8 protein-coding genes and 1 pseudogene are annotated in these 8,001 nt (G+C 42.2%); 6 read left to right on the top strand and 3 right to left on the bottom strand.

The features are described from left to right. From RMO79_RS11160 to murD, 3 genes are all read left to right on the top strand, one after another. On the top strand, nt 1-213 hold a 213-nt coding region (locus tag RMO79_RS11160; protein ID WP_310483229.1), incomplete at its 5' end, for an element excision factor XisI family protein. 39 nt (nt 214-252) lie between these two features. Continuing rightward, a complete protein-coding gene (locus tag RMO79_RS11155) occupies nt 253-813 on the top strand; it encodes a hypothetical protein (protein WP_310483228.1) in 561 nt (186 codons plus the stop codon). Between the two features lie 613 nt (nt 814-1,426). Next, nucleotides 1,427-2,779 carry a UDP-N-acetylmuramoyl-L-alanine--D-glutamate ligase gene (gene murD, locus RMO79_RS11150; protein WP_310483227.1) on the top strand — a complete coding sequence of 451 codons (1,353 nt, stop codon included), beginning with the start codon at nt 1,427-1,429 and terminating at the stop codon, nt 2,777-2,779. A gap of 70 nt (nt 2,780-2,849) precedes the next feature. On the opposite strand, the gene RMO79_RS11145 is transcribed toward murD, so the two are convergent. After that, nucleotides 2,850-3,068 carry a hypothetical protein gene (locus tag RMO79_RS11145; protein WP_310483226.1) on the bottom strand — a complete coding sequence of 73 codons (219 nt, stop codon included), beginning with the start codon at nt 3,066-3,068 and terminating at the stop codon, nt 2,850-2,852. A 93-nt stretch (nt 3,069-3,161) separates the two neighbouring features. Between RMO79_RS11145 and nblS the strand changes: the two genes are divergently transcribed. After that, nucleotides 3,162-5,105, top strand: a complete 1,944-nt coding sequence (nblS, locus tag RMO79_RS11140) for a two-component system sensor histidine kinase NblS (protein ID WP_310483225.1) — start codon at nt 3,162-3,164, stop codon at nt 5,103-5,105. Between the two features lie 192 nt (nt 5,106-5,297). Here the strand turns inward: nblS and RMO79_RS11135 are convergent, their stop codons facing one another. Continuing rightward, complete coding sequence (locus RMO79_RS11135; RefSeq protein ID WP_310483224.1) at nt 5,298-5,792, bottom strand: hypothetical protein; 495 nt, start codon at nt 5,790-5,792, stop codon at nt 5,298-5,300. A gap of 90 nt (nt 5,793-5,882) precedes the next feature. Then, nucleotides 5,883-6,881, bottom strand: a complete 999-nt coding sequence (locus RMO79_RS11130) for a hypothetical protein (RefSeq protein ID WP_310483223.1) — start codon at nt 6,879-6,881, stop codon at nt 5,883-5,885. A gap of 54 nt (nt 6,882-6,935) precedes the next feature. Here RMO79_RS11130 and RMO79_RS11125 point away from each other — a divergent pair, with 54 nt between their 5' ends. Then, entirely contained in the window at nt 6,936-7,436 is a 501-nt protein-coding gene (locus tag RMO79_RS11125) for a hypothetical protein (RefSeq protein WP_310483222.1), read from the top strand. 272 nt (nt 7,437-7,708) lie between these two features. Continuing rightward, a pseudogene (locus RMO79_RS11120) lies at nt 7,709-8,001 on the top strand (circularly permuted type 2 ATP-grasp protein); the annotation flags it as partial.

Here is an 8,001-nt window from a genome sequence, read left to right as displayed (position 1 = left end):
CAGTGGATGAATGTAGGTTGGCAAGGTGCAGAAAGAATCTATCGTTGCATAATGCACTTTGATATTAAGGATGGCAAAATTTGGTTACAGCAGAATTTGACAGATCGAGATCCAGCCGAAGCATTAGTAGAAATGGGCGTACCTAAAGCAGATATTATTTTAGGATTACAAATGCCGTCTAAGCGTCTCTATACAGATTATGGTGTTGCCTAATCCGATCTTTAATCATTTAGGGGTAATTTCGATCGCATCATGATTCTCACACATTACCACCATCAAAACGATCGACCATTTCAAACTTTATCTTCTGTCTCAGATGAAGAAGCCTTGAGTATTATCGCCAGCCTGAAAGAAAGAACTGGCTCAGTTTATCGAAGGTTCGATAATCCAGTTGAATATCTCAGTCACAGACGAGCGACCGAAAGTTGGCTCAGAAACGAGTTTATTAAAAAAGGTGGTAAACCTACGACGGAATATCCTCAATATTTTGTTGTCGATAAATCGACATGGATTGAAGAGGGATATAACGGACAAAGCAAAACGATCCAAATACCAATATCTGCTTTCGATGCCGATCGAGTCAGTTTTACCTATCCAGATAGTATGATAAGCTACTGGCTAAAAAGTCAGACAGATAGAAAATTTTATCAACCTGAATATCATGGTACGGTATTCAATCTGTGTGAGATTCAGGATATTATCGATCGATTCAGCATTCCACAGCGAGAGTGGGAAACAGATCCAGCCAGAAAATACGATATTTTTATTGAAGCTCAAGTATGGGAAAGTATTCCCGAATGGAGTAAAAATTAATTATTTAGATAAGAAAGTTTAAAAAACTAGCCCGATAGCATTTTTAATTTTTTTTATTATGTTCGCTCGCCGAATGCTGAAAGAAGTACAGTGAAGTAATATAAATCTTAGCGATCGCATAACACTTATGATTTTTCCGGTTTTTCCATGGATGTACGCAGCTATTTGGATGTTCCTAATATTAGCTTGGCCCCATTATATTAAATATCCTAATGACGCGCTGTTGATATTTACTTTCGTGCTAAACACGAGTATCTTCGTTGCGGTTGCCTGGTCTGTTAGTAGCGAAAATCTTAGCTTTTGGCGAGGACTAAGATTGCTTTCACACACCCTACGATATTCTTACAAATTAAATTAGGACTGCTACAGCAGGGAATTGCTATCTCTGCGAATGCGATTCAAATAACTACATTAAACACACGGTTAAAACACACGATCGTTACTAGATCGTAAATTTAACCAAAATTGAATGCCTTTGTTCTAGTCTACATTCTGACGATCGAGTAAAATACGATCGTAAAATTCATTTAAGATCGAACATCTGCGTTCTCCTTACCCTGAGCCAAGTCGCAGCGGTTGAAAAGCACCCCCTCACAGCAACTAGAGATTATCTATGAAAAAAGCTACTGTAATTGGTTTAGGTCGATCGGGTATTGCTGCTGCTAAACTATTAATAAAACACGGTCATACAGTTACGCTCAGTGATAGTAATAATAGCCCCACCCTTGAAGCTCAAAAACAACAGCTAGCAGCACTCGGAATTAACGTCAAACTTGGCGATAAATTTGCACCTAGCGATGAAGATATTATTGTCGTCAGTCCTGGCGTACCTTGGGATATTGCGCCCCTAGTCACAGCTAGAGAGCTGGGCATTGACACGATCGGCGAAATGGAATTAGCATGGCGATATCTGCAAGATATTCCCTGGGTGGCAATTACTGGCACCAATGGCAAAACCACTACTACCGCGTTAACCGATGCCATTTTTAAAGCTGCGGGACTAGAGACGATCGCCTGTGGTAATATTGGTTTTGCTGCCTGTGAATTAGCTTTATTAGAAACGCATCCTGCCTGGATTATTGCCGAACTGAGTAGCTATCAAATCGAGTCTACTTTTACGCTCACGCCGCGAATTGGGGTTTGGACGACATTAACCCCCGATCATTTGGCCCGTCACAAAACTGTCGATAAATATGCTGCAATTAAAGCTAAATTACTTCGCAATTCACAAGATCGAATTTTTAATGGTGACGATCGATATTTACATGAGTTAGGTGAATCTGATTGGCAAGATGCCACTTGGACGAGCGTAGTCGGTCGAGAAAAGTTACAAGGCGATCCCGAATTGGGGATTTGGATTGAAGATAATTGGGTGTTTTTCAGGGGCGAAAAGATCTTGCCAGCCGACTCGCTAAAAATGCCTGGAGAACACAATTTACAAAATCTTTTAATGGCAGTAGCCATTGCTAAATTAGCTGGAATCGAAAATAGTGAAATCGCCGCTGCTGTTGCTAGTTTTCCTGGCGTTCCCCATCGGTTAGAATATATCTGCACTTATGGCGGGGCAGACTATATTAATGACAGTAAGGCAACTAATTATGATGCTGCTGATGTTGGATTGAGTGCGGTAAAATCGCCAGCAATTCTGATTGCAGGCGGCGAAGCTAAAGCCGGAGATGATTTGGCTTGGTTGGAGACGATTAAACAAAAGGCTGCTACCGTATTATTAATTGGCAATGCGGCAGCTCAGTTTGCCGATCGCTTGCAATCGATCGGATATACTAACTATGAAATAGTTGAGACAATGGCAAGTGCCGTGACTCGATCTGTTGCTCTAGTCCAGCAGCATCAAGCCAAAATTGTCTTACTATCGCCTGCTTGTGCGAGTTTCGATCGGTATACTAGTTTCGAGCATCGCGGCGATGATTTTCGCCAACTATGTCGAATGCTGGCAGCTAACGATTGAAAGAGTACCGCTCTTCGCGATGGAGAGCAATTCTCATTGTAAAAATTGAGATTGGAACTGATGGTAGTTTTTAAAAATAAAACTGCTGCAAGCCGCATTCTGTCGTCAATAGCCTGACAGAGATGCTCCAGGGAAGAAGCTTCACCAACGGCATACCGAAATAGTGCGAGAGTTCTAGAATGAGAATTACTGCGCGATCTGTGAATCTTCCAGCCATCCGAGCGTTGGCATCGCCTACCGTTAGGTAATCGCTGTTATAGTGAGAGAGAACACGGCTAGATAATTTCAATATTATAACCGAGCCAGCTCGAAATCGATCGGCTAGAAAATATTGCTAGCGATCTTTATATCTATTTACCATCCCCTATCCCTTATCCACTTCATGCCAGCCATGTTCGACAACCTGCGCGACACTATTCGCCATTGGTGGATGGAGTTTACACTCCAAACCAAACTGATGGGAGCAGCCACTTTGGTGGTGTCGCTGATTGTGAGTGGCTTGACTTTTTGGGCGGTAAATACCATTCAAGCAGATGCGCGGATTAATGATACGCGCTTCGGGCGAGACTTAGGGCTGCTCTTAGCTGCCAATATCGCCCCCCAATTGGCAGAAAACGATCTTACTACCGTCGCTCGGTTTTCCAATCGGTTCTATCACAGTACATCGAGCCTGCGGTACATTTTGTATGCTGACGAGGTGGGCAATATTCGACTGGGAATTCCTTTTTCTGAGTCAGAAGTCCAAAACTCACTGATGATCGAGCGGCGGATTCATTTACCCGACACTGTTGCCAATAAAGATTTACCCCTAGTTCGCCAACATCAGACACCAGAAGGCATCGTTACCGATGTGTTCGTCCCCATCGAGCATGAAGGCAAATTTATCGGTACCCTCGCGATCGGGATTAACCCTAATCCTACTGTAGTTGCGTCCACTGGTTTGACTAGAGATGTGACGATCGCGGTATTTGTCTCGATTTGGGTAATGGTAATTTTGGGCGCGGTATTTAATGCCCTCCAAATTACCAAACCAATTAAAGAATTACTCTCAGGGGTCAAAAATATTGCGGCTGGCAATTTCAAACAACGGATCGATTTACCCCTCGGCGGCGAGTTAGGCGAATTAATCGATAGCTTTAATGAAATGGCCGAAAAATTAGAGATATTTGAAGAACAAAATATCGACGAATTAACTGCCGAAAAAGCCAAATTAGAAACCCTAGTCACCACCATTGCCGATGGTGCGGTATTAATCGATAACAATCTGCACATTGTTTTAGTCAATCCAAACGCCCGTCGCTTCTTCGGCTGGGAACACCAAGATTTAGATTCGGCTAATGTCTTGCATGTCTTACCCGGCAGCGTTTCTGCCGAACTCGCGCGCCCATTATATCAAGTAGCTGCGGGTAAACTCGACGGTGAAGAATTTCGGATTACCCTCAATCATCCCGCACATCGTACTGTCAGAATTTTAATCACCAACGTACTCGATCCGGTTAAAGAAAATGTCCGAGCGATCGCCATGACGATTCAGGATATTACCCGCGAGGTCGAACTAAATGAAGCGAAAAGTCAGTTTATTAGTAATGTCTCCCACGAACTGCGGACACCATTATTTAATATTAAATCTTTCATCGAAACCTTACATGAATATGGCGATGAATTAACTCAAGCCGAACGCAGTGAATTTCTCGATACCGCCAATCGCGAAACAGATCGCCTGACGAGACTAGTTAATGATGTCTTAGATCTATCCAAACTCGAATCTTCACACACCTATCTCTTCGATGCTGTCGAATTAGATCGATCGATCGAACAAACCCTGCGTACCTATCAGCTCAATGCTAAAGATAAAGGCATCGAATTGTGCCAAGATATCGAACCCGAACTACCATCTGTCTTGGGTAACTACGATTTAATTCTCCAGGTGCTGGCAAATTTGGTCGGGAATGCCCTCAAATTTACCAAAGCAGATGGGAAAGTCACCATTCGCGCTTATCAAGCTGAATTGACTGGTAACGCGGCAGATGAGATTATATCTCCTGTGGTCAGAGTCGAAATTGTCGATACGGGCATCGGGATCGATCCTGAAGATCGGCAGGCAATTTTCGATCGCTTCTTCCGGGTCGAAAACCGCGTCCATACTCTCGAAGGTACTGGATTAGGACTGTCGATCGTCCAAAATATCATCGAAAAACATCACAGTCAGATCCATCTTACCAGTACTGTTGGTGTCGGCACGACTTTCTGGTTCGATTTGGCGATCTATCAACCACCATCTACACAGTTAGATAATTTACAGCTTGCGGCGGTGCTAGATAACTAAACTCACGCCATCAAATCGTTGCCCAATGGACAAAGTAAGACACCACGCGCGATCGCATGGTGTCCGATTTTTCTTCCCACATTATTAAGATACCCAGCTTTTTCGCAGTTATTAAGATCGATCGCCCAAATTGTTCCATTACCTATAATTTATTCGATCGATGGTATCTATTTGCTAGCTTTTGTCGATAGATTAACTTACCGATTTTAGCTCTGGAAATCGCTCGTAGATGGATGCAGCCATTTTGCGAACTTCCTGATGCCATTTGTCACTCATTCTTTCCTCACGAGCAAACGCAAATTTTGACAAGCTTTTATAGGCTGTAATTCCATATATCTGACAGATATACCAGTCATCATCGAGTATACTCAGGTCGAAACACCCATCAAACATATAGAAAGATGCAAAACAAAGGTTTGAAAAAATATTTGCTTCTCGATTCAGTATTATTGGTAAGTCAGCAGGAATATTTCGATAGTAGCTTTTTATTAAAACAATATCAAATGTCCAGTCGTCCTCTCTTAAATTATAGATTTTTACTTCTCTATCTTTAACTACAAGATCGGCAGATATTTTTGACACGATCGCATCATAACTCGATTCAAATAAGTAAATATGAGTAGCATACATACATCTACCTTCTTCTTTGATAATCTCTTGAAAATCTACAGGTAAGTTAGCACTCATATAAATTAGTTTGTATGCAAGTAGGTAACCGCAATTAAATATAAAATCTACTATCGTTGAATTTCATATTTTCTCCAATCCAATTTATGTCTAGTTTCCATCGCTCATACCCCATTTGAATGACATTCCATAGATCTTGTCTAACAGAGTAGTAATACTAGCACCATCGATCGCTAAATCTCGATTCAAAATATTTCGAGCTGTTGCTAAAGCTTGCGCTCCCACATCATCGGTTGTGTGGAATATCAACTTATCTATCTGTGCCAACCGTGCTGCTAAGAGCTGTAACAGAGCCATTAAGACTCGATTGCCGCCATAAGCACCACAGCCCCAAAAACCAGTATGAATAATGACAATTGGGGCGGTTATTTGTAACTGAGATTCGACTTTTGCTGCTGAAAATCCAGTAAATGCCGTGGCAAGGATATATTCAATGATTTCATATTCATAAAAGTTATAACCGCCAGCAGGAGCTTCCATGGCAATAATATTAGTAAATGTAGGCGGATTTAATGGTTGCGTTGCTAATGTAATTGCTTCCGTTGTAGCTTTGGCAAAGTTATTACCATACAATCCGAGCGGTCTTTCTAGTGCTGGATCTGGGTTGGTCGCAATCTCACATCTTCTTTCGACATTCCGAATTAAGATCGGTGTCGGTTCGCCATTTTCGACTGTAAATGGTGCAATCTTCAAACTTAGCAATGCTTCTCGGAGCGAAGCCAGTGCGGGATGTTCGGCAACTTGCATTTCATCTTGAGCAAATACCCGCTCTCCATAGGCACAGAAAAGATCTGAGTGGGCAAAATTAAGATACCATTCAACTCGCTGACTGTTGCGATCGCATTCTGGATATTCAAAGTAACCTGTTTGCTCTTCAATCTCTGTCCGATCGGTTAGACTGGGATAAATTAGTGGTACCGTCCTCCATCGGGAAAATACTAATTCACCACTGTAGATAGAGTCAGGCGGACAAGCAATTTGGTAGACAACCTTTTTATTAGCATTCCGCAGCTTTGGGGGATGAGACTCAATGATATTTTGGGCATTGAAGGTATGACGACAAATTAAATGTTCTGAAAAATCGTTCATTGTATCGCTCCTAAATCGATCGCATCTTCACCGACAACTACTCAAATTGCCACTATGAAACAGCTTATTTTAACACTGACCCTAATTATATTATCGCCAATCTTTGCGCTACCGACGATCGCTAACCCCACTAGCTCGGAGCGAGCTGCTGCCGATAAATATGAATATCAATATGCCGATGGTGCTGGGAATTCATATATAATCGATCGGCAGTCGATCGATTATCGCCCCATTACTAGAGCGGAAAGTTCCAGCGGGATGTACGATGGCGGGACACCCCGCAAAGTTAAAATCGACGCGCGACAATACCAAGAGATAGCTGATAAACTCGATCGAGTCCTCGATATCAAATCGATCGATACTAATAATGGTAATCTTGGTCGAGCCAAAGGTACCGGACTAATCCTGAAACCAGATAAAAATCGTCAAATTCAGCGTCGAGTCATCGCCTCAAATAGTCAAGAACGTCGCGAAATCGAAGCCTTACTCGATCGACTCATCGGGGGTAAAAATAGTTCGATCCTTAACACCGGTAAAATTATTTATTATGACTAAGCTCAATTTATGGCATTAAAAATAGGCTTTCAGGCTTTTCTAGTGTTATAGATGTTTGCGCCTACCTACTTATTTCTTGAGTGGGAAGGGAGTAGATCCTCATCAGATTGGGATCGAGTGGGAATTTAGGTAGATCGAGCTACCAGCAATGATTTACGCGCTTGTGCTAATTGTCCCAATGGTGACTGCGGTATATCCTTATACAGTTAATTTATGTGAAAAAAGTTAATTGATAGAAGGTACCGAATAGTTGTCTAGTCTGGTGTGATGATATGGAACTAAGCAGTTACCAGCCTGGTAAATTTTATGATGAATTATTTTTACCTGATGGTAGTCCCCGATCGATTGCTGCACCGCTGATTGAGAAAATCGATAGTCTGTCATTGAGCGAGTTACAGCAGTATCAACAGTTAGCGCAGAGTACTTTGTTGAGGATTGGTGCAACTTTCAACGTGTATAGCGACGATCTCGGTACTGAAAAAATTCTGCCGTTTGATATCATTCCGCGCACGATTTGCGATCGCGAATGGACGCAGTTAGAGCGAGGTTTAAAGCAACGTACCCA

Origin of the sequence: Chamaesiphon sp. VAR_48_metabat_403 (assembly GCF_031422475.1) — a bacterium.
Taxonomy (GTDB): Bacteria; Cyanobacteriota; Cyanobacteriia; order Cyanobacteriales; family Chamaesiphonaceae; genus Chamaesiphon.
This window is presented reverse-complemented; position numbering and strand designations above follow the sequence as displayed.